We start from the raw sequence: 17,799 nt of genomic DNA, 5'->3' as shown, positions 1-17,799 counted from the left end.
AAATCCCTATAGTAATTGAGTTAAAAGTTTTTCTAAAATTTCTGGGTAAAAAGCATTTTCAATTAAAAGTCCACGGGCCTTAAATTCTTCCAGTGTTTCTCCTGGAATAAGAGGAAACGTTTTCTGAGCAATGATCTCCCCCGTATCCATTCCTTCATCTACATAATGAATCGTGCACCCACTTTCTTTAACACCTGCACGATAAGCATCTCCATAACCATCAAGTCCAGGAAAAAGAGGCAGAAGTGAGGGATGAATATTAATCACCCTCACTCCAGACTCCCTAAAGACGTGAAGAAACTTAGGAGTTAAAAGCTTCATGTAGCCGGCAAGCACAATCCAGTCTGGATTGAAGTCTGCCAAACGGACAATTAGCTTTTGGTCATACTCTTCTCTTGATTCTAGTTTTTTCTTTCTAACGTAAAGGCCCGGAACATTGTGATTAAAAGCGCGCTCTAAGACGCGGGCCTCTCTTTTATCACTTAACACACATACGACTTCTGCCAGTCCTGAAGCTTTGGCCCATTTCATAATGGCCTCTGCATTGGAGCCTGAACCTGAAGCGAGGATGGCGATTTTTTTCATAATAAACATTTCCCAATATCAGTTCGGTATTGGGCCCCATCAAAGTGGATTTGCTCAACATAATCATAGGCCTGAGCGCGGGCATAAGTATAAGTTTCGGCCAGGCTGGTTACACCAAGCACTCGGCCACCTTTTGTTTTGAGATCTCCTTTCTCTTTTGAAACTCCGGCATAAAAAAGAAAGTCGTAGGGAGAAAGATTAAATGACTTTGAAAAATGAATCACATCTCCACTTCGAACCAAAACTCCTTCTGTTCCCGGGTATCCGTGAGCGGCCATCACCACATGGACGGCCTTCATTTTTTTTCTTTCAATCATTTTATTTTGTGGAAGCTCTCCTTTGGCCGAGGCCACAAGCCATGGGGTCAAGTCTTCATTTAAAAGTGGCAAGAGCACCTGAGTTTCGGGGTCGCCAAAACGAGCATTGAACTCCAAAACCTTAAACCCATTTTTTGTTTTCATCAGTCCTGCAAAGAGAATCCCAGAAAAGGGCACGCCTTCTTTTTTCATCCCATCCATCATGGGATGAAAAACATTGCGGTTAATCCACTCTTGCTCTTCTTCCGAAACAATTGTCGCCGGAGAAAAAACTCCCATTCCCCCAGTATTGGGCCCCTGATCATTGTCTCTTAAACGTTTATGATCTGAAGCTGTCCCAAGAAAAGTAAAGTGCTCGCCATCACATAAAGCAAAGGCCGACACTTCCATTCCTTCTAAACACTCTTCGATAATAATGTGATTGGTGTTTTCACCTAGAAGCTTTTCCTTCATGAGCGAAAGAACAGCGATTCGCGCCTCATTCTTACTGTGGCAAACCACAACCCCTTTCCCCGCGGCAAGACCGTCGCACTTCACTACCATTTTTGAAAGTAGTCCCTCTTCGACAAAACGAAGGGCCTCTTCAACATCAAAAAATTCCTGGTATGAAGCTGTCGGCACGTTGTATTTCTGCATCATCTTTTTGGCAAAAGACTTTGACGACTCTAATCTTGCAGCCTTTTTAGTAGGTCCCACAATCAGCAGTCCTTTTTCGCGAAAGAGATCGACCACTCCAGACTCCAGAGAAGCTTCAGGACCAACCATGGTCAAATCGATCTTTTCACGAAGGGCAAGACGTAAAAGCCCTTCGGTATCTGTCACACTGATATTTTCGACTTTTAATTCAGGAAGAGTTTCCTTCATCCCTGCATTTCCCGGAGTGACCATCACTGATTTTACCAGCGGCGACTCCATAAAGTGGGCGCACAACGCATGCTCGCGGCCACCACTTCCAATAACCAGAACTTTCACATATACCTCATACTGTATTCATTTAAATTAAACTCTTCTCCAAAGACCGCAACTCCATTAATGCGTTTTGAAACTTCATTCGCGTAGGATTTATAAACGGCTTCGGCCCTCATTTTTGTGTACTCATCGAGTGGAAGAGGTGTGGATTGATATTTTTCCTGGCAAAGCGACTTAAAGTCTCCGCCGTAAATGTTTGCGTCTCTCTTGGCGGTCTCTAAACAGTCATACCAAGAGCTCTTTTTATAAAACTCTCTCAAGAATTCCTTAGAGAAGCTCTTGCCTTTATAAAGAAGGCGAAGTTCATCGATCCCGATTGAATCCACCAGCATAAATGACCTCTTGCCGTGGATATCCTGAATGAAGGCCACTTCAATTTTTCCATCCAAAAGAGTCAGTCCCATTTCTGCATGAAACTTAAAAAGATTGAGGGCAATAAGTGCGGTCATCTCACGAAGCTCATTAAACTCAGCTTCATTCATATGAGAAATCGCCATCGCTTCTTTGTAGTCGATGTAACGGTCGCCTCTTTCTAGTTTGGTGGAAAAATCAATCACTGGTTTTTTAAGTAATCCCATTTGAGGAACTTCACTAAAACCATAAGTCTCCCACTTTGCTAAATCGCTTCCCAATCTTTTTGAAAGAGAATTTCCCGGAGGAAGACCAAGGCGAAAAATCACTTCCAGCGGAACCAGGGCATTGACCGGTTTTGTTGCATAGACACTGTAGTCATATTTTTCTTCCACCATAGGTGGACGAAGAACTGAGATATTTTTAACTTTTAGATAAGGAGAATTAAGTTCAATCTCACGCTCTTCTAAAAGGGCGTGATGGAAAAGACCAAAAGTCTTAAGTTTCTTATAAAGATATGAATGAGAAAGTGTCTCTAGGTAATCGTGGTCAAAATTATTAATTAAGGCCTGCGATTGAAAAAGATTTTCCCAGCTCGCCGGGTTTCCTAGATGCTTAAAAAAACTCTTTCCCATCACAGCGAGAGTTTTTCCTTTTTCATCCAAAGCGTCCGGCATCTCTCCCCAGTCAAAAACAGAAAAACGATCAGAGAATTCAAAGAGTAAATCTTGTGCAGACACAACGCCTCTGACATTTTTCACCGATCCACGGTACAGTACAGGCGGCAGTTGTGTCATAAATTACTCCCTATGTAGACTTCTCATGTCCTGGAAATTCTGTGCGCTAGCTATATCAACGGGGTAACAGCCATTGATACAGGCCATGCACAGACTTTCTTTTCCAATACTTTTTTTCGTTGCTTCAGTTGATAGATAAATGAGTTTGGTAGCACCAAGATAAGCTTCTACTTCTTCTGTCGTCTTATCGCTGGCCACTAACTCTTTTGGATCCGGGAAATCCACGCCGTAATAACATGGATACCTGATAGGCGGGCACGTTGTCGCAAAGTACACTTCCTTAGCGCCGGCCTCTTTGACCATTTCAATAATTCTCTTTGACGTCGTCCCACGGACGATACTGTCATCGAGCAATAAAATATTTTTTCCTTTAATCTCGCTGGCAATCGCCGTGAGTTTTAATTGAACGGCACGTTTTCTACTTTCTTGCGTATTAAGAATAAAACTTCTTTGGATATAGCGGTTTTTAATTAAAACTTCGCGGTAAGGGATCTTCAATGTTTCACTCAAACTGATCGCGGCCACACGGCTTGTTTCAGGAATAGGAACCACGATATCAGGAGAAATCTCCCCACTTGCAATCAACTCTTTAATTTCTTCGCCCAGGTTTTTTCCAAACTCTAAACGAGCTGAATAGACACTGCGCTCTTCTAAAACACTTTCAGGGTTAGCGAAATAAACCCATTCGAACATGCAAGACTTCGGAGCAATCCCTTTAGTTTTTGAATAATCCACAGAAGAGAAAATTTCTCCCGTTTGATCAATAAAAATAATTTCACCAGGGGCCAGGTCGCGGATGACATCATAACCTAAAAAGTTAAGTGCATTAGATTCAGAACTAAAACAATAGCTCTTCCCAAAATGCCCTGGATGCAAGGCCTTTTCTTCTTCTGAGAGTTTTCTTTCCCCTAAAATAAGAGGTCTTAATCCATGCGGATCTCTAAAAGCAAAAAAGCCTTTGTCGGCCAGAAGGCCAACAGAAGAAAATCCACCTTTAGCTGTATCAAATAGTGTTTTAACGGCCGCTTGAAATTGATCGAAGTGATTAGGCACATTCTTTTCACGAAGCCCATCAGAAAGAATGTTGAGCATGACCTCAAGATCATTATTAGTGAAGAGATGTCTTCTCTTTTCAACTTGTACGTATTTTTTTAACTCGAAGTAATTAACGATGTTTCCGTTATGAACCATTCCAATCCCGTGCGGGTAATTGATGGTCATGGGTTGGATGTCTCTTTTTGAATCGATCGGATTTTTGGGACCAACAGTGGCGTAGCGGGTGTGAGCGATACTCATAGTGCCTTCAAATCCCGCTAAGATTGAAGGCACGAAGACATCGCTAATAAGACCCAGGTCTTTATATTGGTGGAAACTTTTTGTATTGAAATCGAAACTTAGGATTCCGGCGGCGTCTTGTCCTCGGTGCTGCAGAAGGAGCAGACCTTGATAAGCTTCTTGGACTGAATAGGGAGTTCCGAAAACTCCTACAATTCCACACATCGCAACTCTCACCGATTAATTAGTAAAACTTATGGATGACATTAAGAAGACTAATTATTATTATCAGGTATGGCCACCAAAATCTTTGATGTTCATTAAATTTTTTTTCGGGCATGATTTTTTTAACTATGAATAAGATAACTTCAAACACAGTTCTCGGAATCTTAGGAAGCGGTCAGCTGGCCCGTATGACGTGCCTCGCCGCAAGCACTTTTGGCATTCAAACCCACGTTTATTGTACAGAAAAAGATGTCTCACCTGCTGAACATGTCGCGACAAAAACATCAAAAGGAAGTTTTCACGACTTGGAGGCCGTTTTAAATTTTTGTCAGTCGTGCGATGCCGTTACACTAGAAAACGAATTTATTGATCAACACATTTTAGAAAGTATTGATGAGAAGTTTCCGGGAAAACTTTTTCCCAACTCAAAAACATTTAAAAAGATCGGCGATAAGATCAGCGAAAAAGAAAGTTTCGCTAATGCAGGAATCAGAGTTGTCCCTTTTAAGAAAGTGACTTCACCTGAAGATGTTGTTCGTTTTGCTGAAGTTTATAACTATCCTCTCGTGCTTAAAAGTTCTAAAGGTGGATACGATGGTTATGGCAATGCCACTATCAATTCAGAAGAAGAACTGGAAGAAAAATTTAAACTCCTAAAAGGCGACTTATTAGTCGAGGCCTTTATTCCTTACGAAAAAGAACTTGCGATCATGGTGGCAAGAAATGCGGACGGTGAAATCATCACCTATCCAATTGCTCACACGATTCAAGAAAATCACATTTGCCACTTTGTCAGTGTACCGGCCGATATTTCTGCCGATACAGAGGAGCAAATTAAAAAGGCCGCTCAACTTGCCATGACAACGATCAACGCTGTCGGCATTTTTGCTTTTGAATTTTTCCTGACAAAAGATGGGACTCTCTATTTAAATGAATCGGCCCCGCGCCCTCACAATAGCGGCCACTACTCAATCGAAGGCTGTGTCACCTCGCAGTTTCACAATCATGTCAGAAGTGTACTCAATCTTCCTTTAGGGGAAGCTCACCTTAGAGCACCCTCTGTTTTAATGCTTAATCTTTTAGGAACACAAGAACAAGTGGCAGAACTAAATCCACTTGAGGATTTTCTTAATACTAAAGATGGTCATCTTCATCTCTATGGAAAACGTTTTTCTAAAAAAGGACGCAAGATGGGCCATTTCACTCTTCTGGGCGAAGACTCACAAGAGATGATGGAAACGCTTAAAAAATTAAAATCGGGATATACACTATGAAAAAATCTAAAACTCAAAAACCACTTGTGGCCGTTATCATGGGAAGCCAATCAGACTGGCCAACAATGAAAGAGGCCTGTGATGTCTTAGATGCTTTTAAAATCCCTTATGAAAAACAAATTCTTTCGGCCCATAGAACGCCGGATGAGATGAGAGCTTTCGCGATCTCTGCCCGAACTAATGGATTAAAAATCATTATCGCCGGTGCCGGTGGAGCTGCTCACCTCCCAGGAATGACTGCGGCCTACACTACTTTACCAGTCATTGGTGTTCCGGTCGTTTCAAAAACTCTTCAAGGTATTGATAGCCTTTATTCCATTGTGCAAATGCCTAAAGGGATTCCTGTGGCCACTGTGGCAATTGGAAATGCCAGCAATGCAGGATTACTTGCCGTGCAGATGCTTTCAATCAATGATGAAGACCTTGCCGGGAGAATTGAAACTTTTAGGCAAAGACAAAGTCAGGACGTTAAAGAATCCAATAAACTTCTGAAAAAATCAAAGGCCTAAAAACATCCCACATAGGTATCTGTGTAAGGCAGTACATCTGACCTATAGCCGGTGCAACTATTGTAATAAGGATAGACAAACTCTCCATCGCAATACTTAAATGTGCACGCAAAAAATGTACTCGCTTCTGTGCGGCAGTTTCTCTCTGTTCGATAAGGCGTCATCGCAGTGTCAGTACAACAACTTTGTGTATTGCAACTCTGAGTTGTCACCGGTGTTGAACAAACCGCAGGGCCTGTCGGTGTGCAGTTTTGAGTAGTGGCTCCGATTGTCCCGCAAAGTGCGGGATTATTAGGAGTGCATGCCTGAAGAGCTAGCGGCTTAGGAGCACTCGCACATAATGAATCATCAACCACCACACCATCAACGCGGCACTGGACTGTTCTATTTTGAGTTCCACTAAGAGCATTAAAAGTGCATTGAGCGTTTCTGGTTTGAGTTCCTGAGTTTGTACTAAAGAGACATGTCGCTGTCCTGTTTTGAGTTCCCCCTGCACATGATGCTGAACAGGCCCCCCATGGTGAATATGTTAAGTAAGAAGTCCCACCTGTGCACACTGACCAGGGAGCATAGATCCACTGTCCTGATCCACCAGAGCATACACTCCATTCACTCACTTCCCATGCCGGGCAAACCAAGGCCTCTATCGCCTGCCTGATTTCCTGAATGTGAATTTTTTTGATCGGTGTGACTTTCGGAATTATCGGGTCATCTGTCCATCCAAACGCACTCTGTGATAAAATATAAATCACTACTCCCAGAAGAATTTTCATTTCATTGCTCTCTTCTCAGGTAATCACGATACAACATTAGGCCCTTTAATTGTTTTTCCACATTTTCCAGAGCGGTTTTCTTATCCGGAAGACTTTGAGGGTTGATCATTAAAGTCTGGGCCATCGTATTTTTGTTTTCATTGGAAGAAATCGGTTTTTTGGCAACGCTGTCGATGACATCCCCAAAAAAATAATACCGTCCATCTGAAGAAGTATAAAATGAACGTCCATTTTTTATGTCCACCCTAAAGATTCTTTCTAATTTTTCTTCTCTATTTAAAGCTTCTACCTGTATTCCCATCTTTGTAAGTTTTTCAAGCAGACCTTTCTCCTCTGCCACTATTTGTTTTTTATACTTTGTCGCGGGAGTATTGTATGACTTCATAATGTACACCGTCTGTATGATAACCAGGGCCGACAATAGAGTAATGGCCTTTTTCATTTCTCCTCCTTTAAGGATCCTGACAACTATAAGAACAAGAAGCAGATTGACAGCTCCACGAATCACAGACACCTGATGAATTGTAGCTGTTACAATTTCCACAACCAGATCCGCATGGACAACCAAAACAATAAGACGAAGAGCACATACAAAAAGATGTACAGCAGCTATGAGTGTTACAGGATTGTTGAGTCACCGGAGTTCCTGAACATGTAGCAATTCCTGTCGGTGTGCAGGCCTGCGATGTCGGAGTGGCCACTCCACAGAGTGCCGTATTTGTCGGCGTACAAAATTGTGAAGTCGCTGGCCTTGAAGTAGTGCATTTAGAATCAGGAAGAACAACTCCTCCTTTTACACATCTTACTGTCCGGGTCTGGTTTCCAGAATTTTGAGTCAGGACACAAGTGGCAGTCTTACTCTGAGTTCCCGAATTGGTATTGTATGAACATGTCGATGTCCTGGTCTGCGTACCTCCTCCGCAATTGCGGGAACAGGCCGACCAGCCACTGTATTTATAAGATGCCACACCGCCAGTGCATGCCCCCCAACTTCCATATGACCAGGCCCCAGTTCCGCCTGTGCATGCCCCCCATGCACCTGTTTCCCAATAAGACTGCAGCCGGTCTATTCTCGCTCTGAGTTCTTGGATATGAATCGCTTTGACCGGCATGTCTTTTATTAACACATCATCAGTAAATAGAGATGTCGGCACTAAAAAGCAGGCTTCTCTCATCTTAAGTTGGGTCCGCATTTCTAAAATATGATTTGCCTTAACCGGAAGCTTACTGGCCATGGCAGGATCAAGCCATTCATGAGGAGGAAGTGCCCAGGCACAACAAAGAGAAAAAAGAAAATTGAATAAGATAAAAATCTTCACTATTGATAAGTCGGCACGTTTGGCACACACACGACTTCTCCTGCATTGTTAATCCCCTTTAAAATCTCACCATCTCCACAGATAAGTGTTTTACAAATAGCTCCCGAATCCGAAATACCTTGTAAAACCTGTCCGGCCCCACAAGTAGGCAAAAGACAGGTAGCCCCATTCCACGTTCCTCCGAGAGAAGTGCACGATTGGTTGGTGGCCGAACTAATGATCGCCTCAGCATCGCTATAACAACTCACAATGCTTCCGGAAGCATCAGTGATCACGGCCATGGAGATATAAGCGGCCTTCGTGGTCTGAGTGACAATTTTCTTCATCTTCTCGAAATGAATGATCAACTCAACAGATTTCGCTCCATTATTTAAAGTGATGTTGTTGTCTTTAGTCAGCATCTGAAGAATCTTAAGAGAATTATTTCCGTACGAAGAGCCCGTTTGAAAAAGAACCTGATTGGTCGGCCCCTTAATCTCTGTGACTGCATCTCCAATATGCTTATCTTTCATCGTGTTCTGGCAAGCAAGCTTATCAGCAAGCAAAGTGACGATCTGTCGGCGGAGCTCCAGCTCCTCCATTTTGGTTTCAGATGTCGCCTGCCCTTTGGCCATCATCTTAATAGAAGACGAAACTCCCAAGGAAAGGACACTTAAGAGTCCCATGGCAATGAGGATTTCTGCGAGGGAGAAACCGCTGTGATTTGATATCTTCATAAAATTTATCCAAGTGTCTATAGATAATTTTTATGTTTATCGGAATTTTAATAAACTGTTTTTAAGTGCAATAGCTGAATAACTGACCCCATAAAGAATCGGGTCAGCATTCAACAGTCACTACTGAGGCATGGGAGAAGATGTTTTCAATCGATAAAGAAGTTTAGGTGTTTCTACAAAACGAAGCCCTTGATAAAGAAAATAATTTCCAAATCTTGCTTTGACTCCAATTTTAAAACTATAAAATTTTTTATACTCGCGGGTCATTCCATGAGAGCAATAAAGCACAACGTTTCCATCCAGTACTTTTTCTCCATTCATAAAATTTTCTTTGTTATGAATCCAGTGCAAATTAAAAAATTGAATGGCCGAACTCTCCACTGGTCTCATCCCGGTTAAATCCGGGTCACAATCAGAGCGTAGGTAAATAAAATGTGGAGTCACATCAATCATTTCTTCCTGAAACACCAAGGCCAGGAGCCCATTTGTTTTATAGGACTTCGCCTCTGTTGCCACCCCGGAAAAACCAGTTCCATTCAAATAAGGAAGAAAAGAGACATCGCTCACATTTCCTTCATTCACTCCGCGCACTTCAGCACCAAGAATTTCCAGTTGATCATGATCAACACTTCCATGGTGATGGCCTAGTTCATGAATTAAACTCTGGATCGCCTGACCATAATTCATAAAAACTTCTCCTTTTCTATAAAGGAGATCGAGGTTGTAATAAATCGGGCTTCCAACATAATCACCAGTAACGGCCAGACGTATATATCCGTTAATGACAAAGAAGCCAGGTTTTTGGGCTTCAGAGGCAAAGTTTAAAACTTTTTTACTGATTTCTTCAGGAAGAGAATTCTTAATTTTCAGCAGTAGCTCTCGTTCCCCTTCTTTTTTTGCACATGTGCTTTGGGCCAGGCAAAGATCGATTGACTGTCCTAGGTTTTTGAGTGCAAACGTCAGGTAGTTTTCCGCAAGCCCACCGCCATTTCTCACTTCATCTCCACCTTTGGCAAAAACTTGATTCGCAATCAGGAGAAAAAAAATAAAAAATAACTTTTTCATAAACTTACCTGGTTAAAGGGAAAAATTGAATATTAAGTCGGTAAACTTCAGAAGCTGATTGAGTGCTTAGTAATTTGCCGAGTCTGCGGTGGAACTTGAGAATATGTTCTTTGACTTCCGGCAATTGCTCAGGATCAATGGCATAAGTCACAGCTGTGAAATCTCTTTTTGTCACATCTACTTCTTCCAAAGCTTCAATCGCCTTCTGTAGACTCTGCCGATGACTTTCGACAATTGAAGAAGAAGGAATGTCCACTGTCGTCGTCAGAGGGGTGGCCTTTCTCACCAATTTGCCGCCCATATTTTCAATATAACCTTTTGCTGAAAGAAAGTTCAGGGCGCTTTGGGCCACTTCGACTTGTAGTCCTAATTTTTTTGCAACCCATTCTGCAGAGTATTCGGCCAGTGAAAGCTTTGCGAGACTCAAAATTCCCAGGTAGTGCCAGTCTTCAATAAAGTCCAATTCTTCACTCTCCAGAGTGAGTCTCGCCGGCTCTAAAACTTGCTGAAGATCCTCTTTTAATAACTCTACTGTCTCTGTATCCAACTGCAGAACCCGGGCGATATTCTCAATGTTTTGCACTGATAGTCTGCGGGTGCCACGGACCACATCACTAATGGCCGTGCGACTGATTCCCAGGTCGCGGGCAAAAGCACGTAGTGAATAAGCAGGGTTTTTCTGCTTTCTCATCTGGTACTCTTTATTGAGAATGTCTGTGGATGAAACTCGCTTTGAAATAGCTATTCCTCAGTCAATAAAAGCCTTTATTAAAATGATCCCAAATTTAACGGAATTTTCATTAAATTAATAGGCCACTAAACTCTATTAGTGACCCGAAGATGTTTCGGGACACTAATAGCATAAAGACTGGGAAAGCTATCGTGAACTGATTTTATGATTTTTTATTAACGCTCGCGCTCTTCTTCAACCTTTTCATAGTTTCTAATATAGGCCTTTGTCACGCGCTCAAAAAGTGAGTCTGAGTCTTTAGCATCGTACTCGTCTTTCTTTCTGAACTTCTTTGCTGAAATACTTTGCGACAGGATTCTCGAGTCATTGGATGCTTCTTTATATTGATAAGCAGCTTCACTTCCTGGCACTTTTGACGTCTCAGACGCTTTTGCCGGAGCAGTTTTGTCGGAGAACTTTGGAGGAGCTGAATGCCCTAACATTTTCTCAGTCACTGTTTTACTTCCTGATGAACTACCTGATGATGAGCCTCCTACATAATACCCATATGACCCACCTGAACTCTCATAGCGACTTCCGCCTAGAGAAGCCGACTTGTAGGCCTCCGATGCTCCTTCAGTGCTATTAAACTTTTCAAATGAACCTTTCATCGTTTCGCCGAATGAATTGTTCACCACACTAACTGGCAAGTTCGAAGAAGTTGCAGGATTAGCAATCTTTGTTTTTTCTTTGCTTCCTGTTGTTGGATTAGGAGTCGAAGTCGGAAGAATTGAATTTGATTTCTCTGCAATCTTTTTTTGATTCTGAGAAATATTGGCAAGAGACTTTTTAGCTATCGCCATTGAAGCTCCACTTAAACTCAGCCCTTCTCCTGTAGAAATTTTGGCTGAACTAAATGAACTACCTGAAGATGATGAGAGCCCGATTCCAGATGAAGATGTTTCAGCAACAGCAGAAAGTGATAACGACTTTTGATCGCCTACCGCCACAGCCGCGGCGTTTGCATTAATCAGCGCTCCACCTTGATTAACAGCTCCCGCATTTGCAGCACTTACTTGCTGCAAACTCTGCGTGGCAAGTGCGAGTTTTGCCGGAGCTTCATTTTGTTTTGCGTTCGAAACCGTACTCGACTTAGCCCCAGACCCTGAAGTTCCGTTAGCAAGAGTGTTTTTAAGTTTTGCCAGGTATGTTTCGAGTTTTGATTTTGCGGCCAGAAGATTTTGCAGCTTCACTCTATCTGCTTCCAAAATTGCATTGGTTTTTTCAGTCACATAATCAAAGTACTCTGGTCTGTTGGCCGCCTGACCGATAACAGCATCAGCAGCTTTCCAGGCCTCCATATACCCTTTCATCGCATCTTTGTTCCCACCGATGCCCAGCTTCTCCATGAAGGCACCTGCGCCCCCAACAATTTTTTTAGCATTTGCACTTAATTCAGTTTTTGTTTCACTTTTTTCATTTTTCTCAACTTCGGCCAGTGCTGTTTCTCCATCTGGACATTTAGCACCTGATTTTTTGCGTGCTTTTTCCATCGCTGTAAACGCAGTCTCCATTGGAGATGACCAGTCATAGTTTGCATCATTCGATCTTGGCAGGGCCGCCATTGTGTCTTTTAAATAGTCCGCAAACATTTGCATTCTATCGTTTAGGGCCTCACTCTGCATCTTTGAAAGATAAACCTCTCCATACGATTGAAGAGATCCTGCTTTCATCACAGGGATCTGTTCCTGAACCACTTCACAACCTGGAACCGGGTCTTTTTCTTCGACCACTTTACACGATTTATTTCCTTCTTCATCTGTTTCACATTTTTCAATTTTCTTTTTTCTTTCACAGGCAGCTTTCGCCACCTCTAGTGATGAAGCAAATGCTTTATCGCGAAGATTGAAATACGCTTCCATCGTCGTTGTATTTTCTTTACTGTTTGCCTCTGTTGATTTTAAAGCAGCAAGAATTAATTTTTCACGAAGTGGAATGCGTCCATTTTCACCATTAACACTTTCAATACTTGCCGAGACTGTATCAATTTGTAATTGAATTGAATCAACTTGCAATGTAGAGCCATCACCTTTTGTCAGCTCTCCCATTTTCTGCTCTAAACTCGCAATGCGCTCGTTAAGCAATTTATCACGAGCGATCTCTCCACTGGCATAACTCTTGACAGCTCCCCACCAGTTAGAAAGTGAGCCAGGCATTTCATCTCCTGCTCCCTTACAAGATTTCGCTCCAATTTCACTTGCCCCTGATAACACAACAGCAAGTTCGTAAACTTTTTTATTGTAATCTTCTTCATTCACTTCTGTGATGTTGCCACTTGAAGAAGTATTAGAACTCCCTGGGCATCCCGCTGGGATTCCACCGGGGCCTGGACCAAAGACCGCTCCACTGCAATCAGGCTTCGCCTCTCTGGCCTTCTGTGCTTCTTCTGGAGTATTAAAAGCAGTCCCTATTGTCTCTCCTTTATCGTTAACTAAAAGATTCACTCCAATACCGGTAATAAACATTCTCGTACCTGCAGGAACTGGAGTTCCATCCATATAATAAAGAGTAAATGCTTTCCCTTCATTATTGGTGAATGTCGGCTTGCCCCCTGTCGGTGTTGGCTCAGCAAAAGCATTGGACGCCAGAAGTGTGACCATGCATAGAGTGTTTAAAATCTTCATATAAATATCCCCATCACTAGGTGGAAAACGAATGCGTCTTTATAAATAGTATTTTATTAGATATTCGGAATTTTTGTGGACAAGCAGCAGGAAAATCAGCCAATTAACTGTCCTGTGTGACCCGAGGCCTATGATTTCAACCACTCTCCTGGAATAATGAAGGTCTTAGGCCAAAAAGAGATTGCCAAGAAAAGGGGTCATTAGATTAAATCAGGCCTTTCTTTTTTCAAGTACTCCACAATTTTTTTAATCTCTTGTGCATCCTTCACCGGGGCCACCAGGGTGACTTTATCATTCACAACGACAATATGTTTTTCCATGTTGATTAAGGCAACAAACTTATCAGGAGCAAAGATCACGTTGTCAGTAGAATTTAAGAAGAACTCTCCATCAGATTTCACAACTGTGTTTCCATGAGTTTCATCGATCACTGAAGAAAGAGCATCCCAAGACCCCAGGTCATTCCAGTCAAACGTCGCTGGCATAACTGCAATGCGGTTTGATTTTTCCATAATGGCATAATCGATCGAATCGCTTGGAAGCTTTTGATAAACTTTCTTCATCTGTGTTGGATTTTTAGTCGCCTTCATCAGCGCATCGAAATGCTTGTACATTTCCGGAGCATGCTCTGCAAACTCTTCCAAAAAAACGCGCACAGGTGCAACGAACATCCCTGCATTCCACAGATACTGCCCGCTCTTTACATACTCAGTCGCTAACTCATAGTGAGGCTTTTCTTTAAAGCGAGACACTTTAAAAGCTTCCTCATTAAGCAGCTTTCCTTTTTGAATATAACCAAACCCCGTATGCGGGAAATGAGGTGTGATTCCGATGGTTACGATCTGCTGGTTTTTGTGGGCAAAGTCCGCTGCTTTTTTCACCGTCGAGTGAAAGCCTTTTTTGTTCAGGATTACGTGATCACTAGGAACGATGGCCACAACGTCATTTTGGTCTATTCCTTTATACAAAAGAGTCGCCAAAGACATCAGGATACAAGGACCAGTATTTCTTCCCGTAGGTTCAAAAATGATTCCATTCTTATTGATCTTTCCTTTGCTAGAGGCTTTGCAAAGTTTTTCCTGTTCCTGAGTTGTAACGACAAAACGCTTTTCCTTTGGAACAAAACGATCAAAGCGCATCAGTGTCTCTTCTAAAAGACTGCGACTGCTGATTAAATTCAAATATTGTTTTGGTTTTTTCTCTACAGACTCCGGCCAAAAGCGCGTGCCTTTACCACCGGCCATGATAAGAGAATAGAGATTATAAGATTTTTTCATAAGGACCCTTACGGCATCTTGATGATGGTATAGTCCTGTCCCATGAAAAGAGATTTTTCTTTTGCAACGTAAGCTTTTGCCTCTTCAGGCGTGTTGAAAGCTTCAAGACTTACTCGGTACCACGTTCCTTTGCCCTTGATATCGATCTGGTTGATGATTGGGTTGTAGCCTCTTGCTCTAAAACCTTCTGCGAAAGCTTCGGCCTCTTTTAAAGTCCTGTGGCTTCCCAGCTGGATTGTGTATTTTCCACTTAATGTATCTTTAGTTCCCGCTGCCGGAGTTGCTTTTGTTTCTCCGTGAGCTGCTGCTCCACCATGTTCAACACTCATGTTGCCATGACCTGCTGACTGGGCAGCACCACCGCCAAACTCTTCACTGATTTTTTCTTGAAGTTTATTTTCGATATCTGAACTTTCAACTGTGTTAGCTTCTGGGTTCGCTTTAATACGAGAGAGCTCTTCTTCTTTGTTTGAAAGAAGCTCAACCACTTTCTTTTGGTCTTCCTTAGTAATGCCCGCCATTTCCAATGAATAGTTCTTTCCGATCTTTACCCCTAATACAAATGAGGTAACAGCAATCAGAATCATGAAAATGAAAATTAAAGCAACTTCCTTTTTAGCAAAGACATACAATTTTGTTTTTGAATCCATGGCTCAATTTTAAACGCGATCCCGGGAGGTTGCAATGGACTTTTTTTACCGCAGTCCATTGTTTGGACCACTTCCCTAGCTCTACTCAACCCACTTTCAACACTTCTTGTGGGCCTCTTCGTTGCAAATCTGCCCCTACGAAAACAGGAGGAACCATGAAAACAATTAAAAAACTCACAAAAAACCAAAAAGGCCAGGGAGTCATGGAGTACGTCATCATTTCCAGCCTGGTGGGAATTGTCTGCATCACCGCAGTTAAAGGATTCGGAGGCGTTATTAAAGAGCGCGTGGAGGACATGAAAAAATCCATCGTCGAAAACATCAAGAACAAGTAGTCCTATGATTCTGGTCTACATTATCTCCTTTAGTGTTCTTATTACGTCGGGCATTTTTATGACCGACGTGCTTTTTACTGCCGACAAAAAACTGGAGGAAGTACAGCAAAGATTTATCCAGAAGACCCGCTCTTTTCATGAAAAACAAAATGACCAGAGAGGGAGCATCACTTTAATGGGTGCTTCATTAACGCTCATCTTCTCTTTTCTCTTTATGTACCTGGCCCTTAAAATGAAAGTTGAACTCAAAGAAGCGCACTACCGCAAAGACACCTACCTCTGTTTTCAGTCTCTCAATGTCGAAACCCAAAGCTATATCGACAGCATGGCAAAATTCAACTGGGCCCTGAGAAGTCTCTACATAGCGGGTTTAATCACCCCTAAGGCAAAGGCCGCTTTTAAGGCCATCAAAGTGGCCCGGGATGTAAATCATTTCCTCTATTTGAAAAACTTACTAAAGAATAAATACTGCAAAGGAATCAACGGTCCTTTGTCCTACTTAAAAAATTTTCCCTTTAAAACGATCCAGGCCTTCTTCTTACAAACAAACCCCGATGCCACGACCATACTAAGGAGTCCGAAATGGAAAACTGTCGTTTACAAAAAACCTCAAGGCATCAGAGAGGAAAAAGCTTTCTGTCTACTCACCGAATTCGAAGCAGAAGGCCCGTTAAATCCCAATCTCAAAATAAAAACTTTCGAATATGCAATAAAGGGATTTTCGAAATTGAAATGCTTATCTGGGTTTCTCTAATTCTTTTGATCATCACCGGCCTTTTGTCTATTCATAAGATCTATATGAAAGAGCACCAACTGGTGCAGGAGGAATTTCAGCATGAATGGGATAAGCTCAACGCTCGAGCAGGAAATCAAAAAAACCAAAGAGGAAAAGCACAAGGAGAAATTTAAACTTCTTCTTACCATCGTCTTAACCAACATCATGGTCGCGCTTTTATGTTTGCAGACAAAAGAAGAGGCCCAAATAAAAAAAAGTAGCAGGACTCTTCACCTCAACTATCAGGTGATGGTGCTTCCGCTTTCTGCCATGCTTAGTGAAGAAGCGCTGGAGTCTCCAGAGACGGCCGTCACTCTCTACACCAAAGACAATCAACTCATCTCCCGCAAGGCCTTTTTGCATGAGCAGATCCGCAAAGATCAGGATATCACCTACTTCAAGATAGAAATCGCCAACACTGATGTTCACAAAGTCAGTGAGCACTTAAATCAGGAAATGGTAGGCATTCCTTATATTGAAATCCCTGAGACAAAAAAGTCCAGGCCAGCTTTTAGAGGGTCTCGTTATGAAGTTCATTTGTAGTTTATGTTTACTGCTCTCTTCAACTCTTTATGCCCGCGAAGTGATCCTGGTGGAAAACAAAGCGAGTAAAGAAGAAGCTCTGATGGTGCTTAGAGTGCTGCAAGAAAAATTCAACATCCCCAGAAAACTTATCACCATCCGGAATATCGCCAATGAATGCTCCAAAGACTCGGACGCGATTATGCATTTGTGTTTAAAAGAAGATGCGGAAGTCGATATTGTGAAAATGAATAAATTTGTAGTGGAAAAGACGCTAAGGGTATTTTTAGAAATGGAGGAAAACTAATGAAGAAGAAAAACTGTGGCCGAGACGAAAGCCCCGGCCTTTATATCCAAAACTATTTAGTTTTAGCAGCAGTTTTTGCTTTTGGAGCAGTTTCAGCAGTTAAGTGGATAGCGAACTTTGGTGTCGTTCCTTTATTTCTGTTAGCAGCTTTTCTTTTTGATCCAGCGTTCTTTGCTTTTCTTGCTCTTCTATTTTCAGTTACACATGTTCTTGAAACCATCGGACAACTCCTCTATAACCGCTCAAGTAAAAACGGCATCAACACTAATAATTTACTTTGTTTTAAAAACCTAAACTTTAAGCCCTCTTTTTTACCCAGTTTCAGACCATGTGTCAAAGGAATCTTTCTCTTTCTCTCCCTGATTCAAGCCTCATACGCAGAGGATTTTGTCCTCTCTAAGGGG

General features: G+C 42.2%; 20 protein-coding genes. 6 read left to right on the top strand and 14 right to left on the bottom strand.

The window, feature by feature from the left end:
• Nucleotides 1–6: 6 nt before the first annotated feature.
• The 4 genes from purN to purF are packed head-to-tail and all read right to left on the bottom strand — an operon-like array spanning nt 7 to nt 4,519.
• Nucleotides 7–585: a phosphoribosylglycinamide formyltransferase gene (gene purN, locus C0V70_RS06865; protein WP_158649603.1), complete on the bottom strand. Its 579-nt coding sequence runs from the start codon at nt 583–585 to the stop codon at nt 7–9.
• Entirely contained in the window at nt 582–1,874 is a 1,293-nt protein-coding gene (gene purD / locus C0V70_RS06860; protein ID WP_158649602.1) for a phosphoribosylamine--glycine ligase, read from the bottom strand. The genes purN and purD overlap by 4 nt, the downstream gene beginning before the upstream one ends.
• On the bottom strand, nt 1,871–3,019 hold the full coding sequence (locus tag C0V70_RS06855) for a phosphoribosylaminoimidazolesuccinocarboxamide synthase (protein ID WP_102243125.1): 1,149 nt from the start codon (nt 3,017–3,019) through the stop codon (nt 1,871–1,873). The genes purD and C0V70_RS06855 overlap by 4 nt, the downstream gene beginning before the upstream one ends.
• Nucleotides 3,020–3,022: 3 nt before the next feature.
• Nucleotides 3,023–4,519 carry an amidophosphoribosyltransferase gene (gene purF / locus C0V70_RS06850; RefSeq protein WP_102243124.1) on the bottom strand — a complete coding sequence of 499 codons (1,497 nt, stop codon included), beginning with the start codon at nt 4,517–4,519 and terminating at the stop codon, nt 3,023–3,025.
• A 128-nt stretch (nt 4,520–4,647) separates the two neighbouring features.
• Between purF and C0V70_RS06845 the strand changes: the two genes are divergently transcribed.
• Both C0V70_RS06845 and purE read left to right on the top strand, forming a co-directional pair.
• Nucleotides 4,648–5,793, top strand: coding sequence for a 5-(carboxyamino)imidazole ribonucleotide synthase (locus C0V70_RS06845; protein WP_158649601.1), 1,146 nt, complete (start codon nt 4,648–4,650; stop codon nt 5,791–5,793).
• A complete protein-coding gene (purE, locus tag C0V70_RS06840; protein ID WP_102243122.1) occupies nt 5,790–6,302 on the top strand; it encodes a 5-(carboxyamino)imidazole ribonucleotide mutase in 513 nt (170 codons plus the stop codon). Before C0V70_RS06845 ends, purE begins: the two co-directional genes overlap by 4 nt.
• Here the strand turns inward: purE and C0V70_RS06835 are convergent.
• The 9 genes from C0V70_RS06835 to C0V70_RS06800 all read right to left on the bottom strand — a co-directional run bounded on the left by C0V70_RS06835 (nt 6,299) and on the right by C0V70_RS06800 (nt 15,456).
• A complete protein-coding gene (locus C0V70_RS06835) occupies nt 6,299–7,075 on the bottom strand; it encodes a thrombospondin type-1 domain-containing protein (RefSeq protein WP_102243121.1) in 777 nt (258 codons plus the stop codon). The genes purE and C0V70_RS06835 overlap by 4 nt on opposite strands.
• A 1-nt stretch (nt 7,076) precedes the next feature.
• Nucleotides 7,077–7,517, bottom strand: coding sequence for a disulfide isomerase DsbC N-terminal domain-containing protein (locus C0V70_RS06830; RefSeq protein WP_102243120.1), 441 nt, complete (start codon nt 7,515–7,517; stop codon nt 7,077–7,079).
• 10 nt (nt 7,518–7,527) lie between these two features.
• Complete coding sequence (locus C0V70_RS18985) at nt 7,528–8,424, bottom strand: thrombospondin type-1 domain-containing protein (RefSeq protein ID WP_166637355.1); 897 nt, start codon at nt 8,422–8,424, stop codon at nt 7,528–7,530.
• On the bottom strand, nt 8,394–9,110 hold the full coding sequence (locus C0V70_RS06825) for a prepilin-type N-terminal cleavage/methylation domain-containing protein (protein ID WP_102243119.1): 717 nt from the start codon (nt 9,108–9,110) through the stop codon (nt 8,394–8,396). Before C0V70_RS06825 ends, C0V70_RS18985 begins: the two co-directional genes overlap by 31 nt.
• Before the next feature lie 120 nt (nt 9,111–9,230).
• Nucleotides 9,231–10,175 carry a hypothetical protein gene (locus tag C0V70_RS06820; RefSeq protein ID WP_102243118.1) on the bottom strand — a complete coding sequence of 315 codons (945 nt, stop codon included), beginning with the start codon at nt 10,173–10,175 and terminating at the stop codon, nt 9,231–9,233.
• Between the two features lie 4 nt (nt 10,176–10,179).
• Nucleotides 10,180–10,866: a TIGR02147 family protein gene (locus tag C0V70_RS06815; protein ID WP_102243117.1), complete on the bottom strand. Its 687-nt coding sequence runs from the start codon at nt 10,864–10,866 to the stop codon at nt 10,180–10,182.
• Between the two features lie 215 nt (nt 10,867–11,081).
• Nucleotides 11,082–13,529 (bottom strand): hypothetical protein, encoded by a 2,448-nt coding sequence (locus tag C0V70_RS06810; RefSeq protein ID WP_102243116.1) that lies wholly within the window; start codon nt 13,527–13,529, stop codon nt 11,082–11,084.
• 200 nt (nt 13,530–13,729) lie between these two features.
• Nucleotides 13,730–14,806 carry a mannose-1-phosphate guanylyltransferase gene (locus C0V70_RS06805; protein WP_102243115.1) on the bottom strand — a complete coding sequence of 359 codons (1,077 nt, stop codon included), beginning with the start codon at nt 14,804–14,806 and terminating at the stop codon, nt 13,730–13,732.
• Nucleotides 14,807–14,814: 8 nt separating this feature from the next.
• Entirely contained in the window at nt 14,815–15,456 is a 642-nt protein-coding gene (locus C0V70_RS06800; protein WP_102243114.1) for an SPOR domain-containing protein, read from the bottom strand.
• Nucleotides 15,457–15,611: 155 nt separating this feature from the next.
• Between C0V70_RS06800 and C0V70_RS06795 the strand changes: the two genes are divergently transcribed.
• The 4 genes from C0V70_RS06795 (at nt 15,612) to C0V70_RS06780 (ending at nt 17,395) form a co-directional block, all read left to right on the top strand.
• Nucleotides 15,612–15,791, top strand: a complete 180-nt coding sequence (locus C0V70_RS06795; RefSeq protein WP_102243113.1) for a hypothetical protein — start codon at nt 15,612–15,614, stop codon at nt 15,789–15,791.
• Nucleotides 15,792–15,849: 58 nt separating this feature from the next.
• A complete protein-coding gene (locus C0V70_RS06790; protein ID WP_133566756.1) occupies nt 15,850–16,545 on the top strand; it encodes a hypothetical protein in 696 nt (231 codons plus the stop codon).
• An 81-nt stretch (nt 16,546–16,626) separates the two neighbouring features.
• Nucleotides 16,627–17,109 carry a hypothetical protein gene (locus tag C0V70_RS06785; RefSeq protein ID WP_102243111.1) on the top strand — a complete coding sequence of 161 codons (483 nt, stop codon included), beginning with the start codon at nt 16,627–16,629 and terminating at the stop codon, nt 17,107–17,109.
• Complete coding sequence (locus tag C0V70_RS06780) at nt 17,093–17,395, top strand: hypothetical protein (protein WP_102243110.1); 303 nt, start codon at nt 17,093–17,095, stop codon at nt 17,393–17,395. Before C0V70_RS06785 ends, C0V70_RS06780 begins: the two co-directional genes overlap by 17 nt.
• A 52-nt stretch (nt 17,396–17,447) precedes the next feature.
• Here C0V70_RS06780 and C0V70_RS18980 read toward each other — a convergent pair whose 3' ends face one another.
• Nucleotides 17,448–17,615 carry a hypothetical protein gene (locus C0V70_RS18980; RefSeq protein ID WP_158649600.1) on the bottom strand — a complete coding sequence of 56 codons (168 nt, stop codon included), beginning with the start codon at nt 17,613–17,615 and terminating at the stop codon, nt 17,448–17,450.
• Nucleotides 17,616–17,799: the final 184 nt, after the last annotated feature.

Source organism: Bacteriovorax stolpii (assembly GCF_002872415.1).
GTDB classification, from domain to species: Bacteria; Bdellovibrionota; Bacteriovoracia; order Bacteriovoracales; family Bacteriovoracaceae; genus Bacteriovorax; species Bacteriovorax stolpii.
The sequence above is the reverse complement of the archived record's forward strand: the minus strand, read 5'-3'. Positions and strand labels throughout refer to the sequence as shown.